This window comes from Verrucosispora sp. SN26_14.1 (genome assembly GCF_004307965.1).
Taxonomy (GTDB): domain Bacteria; phylum Actinomycetota; class Actinomycetes; order Mycobacteriales; family Micromonosporaceae; genus Micromonospora.
The window spans coordinates 1-2397 of sequence record NZ_SISL01000667.1; the positions used below are offsets into that span (position 1 = coordinate 1).

Annotated in this window: 4 protein-coding genes; 2 read left to right on the forward strand and 2 right to left on the reverse strand. The window is 73.1% G+C overall.

The features are described from left to right. Both EYA84_RS30625 and EYA84_RS30630 read right to left on the reverse strand, forming a co-directional pair. Positions 1–510 (reverse strand): carbohydrate kinase family protein (locus EYA84_RS30625; RefSeq protein ID WP_236146056.1); only part of this gene is annotated, 510 nt, incomplete at its 3' end. After that, on the reverse strand, positions 507–1442 hold the full coding sequence (locus EYA84_RS30630; protein WP_131057694.1) for a pseudouridine-5'-phosphate glycosidase: 936 nt from the start codon (positions 1440–1442) through the stop codon (positions 507–509). The genes EYA84_RS30630 and EYA84_RS30625, both read right to left, overlap by 4 nt. 89 nt (positions 1443–1531) lie before the next feature. Here EYA84_RS30630 and EYA84_RS30635 point away from each other — a divergent pair, with 89 nt between their 5' ends. Both EYA84_RS30635 and EYA84_RS30640 read left to right on the forward strand, forming a co-directional pair. Next, complete coding sequence (locus EYA84_RS30635) at positions 1532–1750, forward strand: DUF3039 domain-containing protein (RefSeq protein WP_131057695.1); 219 nt, start codon at positions 1532–1534, stop codon at positions 1748–1750. Positions 1751–1790: 40 nt separating this feature from the next. After that, a partial coding sequence (locus tag EYA84_RS30640) for a trimeric intracellular cation channel family protein (protein ID WP_131057696.1) occupies positions 1791–2397 on the forward strand: 607 nt, incomplete at its 3' end.

The following is a 2397-nucleotide window of genomic DNA, read 5'->3' on the forward strand; positions in this document are numbered from 1 at the left end:
GGCCAGCGCGTGCCGGCCCGCCGGGCGGGACTCCGGGTCCAGCAGGGTGTACCCGGACAGGTGCAGGTGGCTCGCCTCCGGCGCCTCGGCCAGGGCCGCGTCGACCTGCTCGGGGCGCAGCCGCACGTTCGCCCCGCGCTCGGTGACCATGGTGCGTTCGTCCTCACCGGCCAGCACGATCACCGTGCCGGTGCCGATCCCGGGCACGGTCCGCACCGCGCAGTCGACGCCGACGGCGGTCAGCTCCGCGATCCGGTCCCGTCCCGCACCGTCGTCGCCGACGGCACCGACCAGCGTCACCGGTACGTTCTGCGTGGTCAGCCAGGCGGCGGTGTTCGCGGCCTGCCCGCCACCGGTGAACCGGATCGACGCGGGCGTGTCCGTGCCCCGGGCCAGCGGGGTGGTCAGCACCGCCACCACGTCGGTGATCACGTCACCGACGACCAGCACCCGGCCGGCGGCGCTGACGCGGCCCGTTCCGGTGCCGGTCCGTACGCCGGATCCGCTCACGCCGTGGCGCTGTCGCGCCGGGTGGTGGCGGCCACCGCGATCCGGGCGGCGAGATCGGCGTTGCGCAGGATGATCCGGACGTTGACCGCCAGGCTGGCGCCCTCCGTGGCGGAGTGGAAGTGGGAGAGCAGGTACGGGGTGACCGCCTTGCCGCTCACCCCGTCGCGCTCCAGTCGGGCCAGCCCCTCGGCGAGCGTCCGGTCGTGCAGGTCCGGGTCGAGTTGCTCGTCGACCGGCAGCGGGTTGGCGACGACCAGACCGCCGTGGTGCACGCCGTGCGCCTCGCGGGCGGCCAGCGCGTCGGCGATCAGCTCCGGCGAGTCGACCGACCAGTCCAGGTCGAAGCCGCTGTCGGTGATGAAGAAGCCCGGGAACCGGCGGGTGCGGTAGCCGACCACGGCCACCCCGAGGGTCTCCAGACGCTCCAGCGTCGCGCCCACGTCGAGGATCGACTTGACCCCGGCACAGACCACCGCGATCGGCGTCCGGGCGAGGGTGACCAGGTCGGCGGACTCGTCGAAGGTCTGCGCGGCCTCGCGGTGCACCCCGCCCAGGCCGCCGGTGGCGAACACGCCGATCCCGGCCCGGGCCGCCACCGCGCTGGTCGCGGCCACGGTGGTGGCACCGTCCGCGCCGGTCGCGGCGGCCACCGCGAGATCGCGTACGGAGAGTTTGGTCACGTCCTCGGCGGTGGCCAGCCGGGTCAGCTCGTCGTCGTCGAGGCCCACCACGAGTTCGCCGGAGACCATCCCGATGGTGGCCGGGACGGCGCCCGCGTCCCGGACGGCCTGTTCGATCTCCCGGGCCACCCGCAGGTTGTCCGGCCGGGGCAGGCCGTGCGAGACGATGGTGCTCTCCAGGGCGACCACAGGACGCCGCTCGCGCAGCGCCTGGGCCACCTCGACGCCGTGGCGAAGGTGAAAGTCGGTCACAGTCGCCCACCGTACTGCCGCCACCCCGGTCACCTCAGGTGGACCGGGGCCACAGTGACCTGCCAGACTTGTCGGTCGGAGGTGCAGACGTGAGCACAGAGGTCCTCGAGCGTCCGGAGCTGAAGGACGCCGACACCGGCCCGGAGATGTTCCACTACGTCCGGAAGGAAAAGATCGCCGAGAGTGCCGTCATGGGCACCTTCGTCGTGGCGCTGTGCGGAGAGACCTTCCCGGTGACAAAGACCCCCAAAAAGGGTTCACCGGTCTGCCCCAAGTGCAAAGAGATCTACGACTCGTACCGCGAGTGACCCCGGGCCGACCGCCCGTGCGCCCGCGTAACCTGCGGCGGTGACCACCTCCACCGCCCTGCTCCTGGCCGACCTGGCCGGGGTCGCGGTCTTCGCCGCCTCGGGAGCCTCCGCGGCGGTCGCCAAGCGTCTCGATCTGTTCGGCGTGGTCTTCGTCGGTTTCGTCGCCGCCCTCGGCGGTGGGATCTTCCGTGACCTGGTCATCAACGAGGCGCCGCCGTTGGCCTTCGGCGACTGGCGGTACGCGACCACCGCCGCGCTGACCGCCGGGGCGATCTTCTGGCTGCACCCGCAGTTCGCCCGGCTGCGGACCACCGTCCTGGTGCTGGACGCGGCCGGGCTGGGCCTGTTCACCGTCGTCGGCACCCTCAAGGCCCTCGAAGCCCAGGTCCCGCCCGTCGGTGCCTGCCTGATCGGCATGCTCACCGCGATCGGCGGTGGGCTGGTCCGTGACCTGCTCACCGCCGAGATCCCGGTGGTGCTACGGCGGGAGATCTACGCGCTCGCGGCACTGGTCGGCTCGATCGTGGTCGCGGTCCTGTACGGCCTCGACCGCACCGGCCCGGTCCCGCTCACCGCCGCGGCGGCGCTGGTCTTCGGCGTACGCCTGGTGGCGCTGCGGCGCCGGTGGTCGGCGCCGGTGGCGA